A 243-nucleotide genomic window follows, 5' to 3' on the forward strand; every position below is an offset into this window, starting at 1 on the left:
GAGGGTTATGAATAGTGTATTTAATCGAGTTTTCGTTGATTAATTGCCCGATAAAGAGAACCTGGTGATACACCAGTTCCTTCTGCAATTTCTTTAATAGAGTATTCTTTACTGTCATACATGCGTGATGCAATTGAGAGTTTTTCTTTTTCTAATTTGGGTGTACCTAATTTTTTTCCACGTTTCTTACTTGCTTCTAATCCTGCTTTCACTCGTTCTGCAATCAAATTTCTTTCTAATTCT

1 protein-coding gene is annotated in these 243 nt (G+C 34.2%); it reads right to left on the minus strand.

Going from position 1 to position 243, the window contains the following annotated elements; genetic code table 11:
* Positions 1-20: 20 nt before the first annotated feature.
* The coding region (locus KVT31_RS29885) for a helix-turn-helix domain-containing protein (RefSeq protein WP_217613764.1) at positions 21-243 on the minus strand (223 nt) is incomplete at its 5' end.

It is taken from the genome of Bacillus sp. GbtcB14 (assembly GCF_019091205.1).
Classification (GTDB): domain Bacteria; phylum Bacillota; class Bacilli; order Bacillales; family Bacillaceae_G; genus Bacillus_A; species Bacillus_A cereus_AG.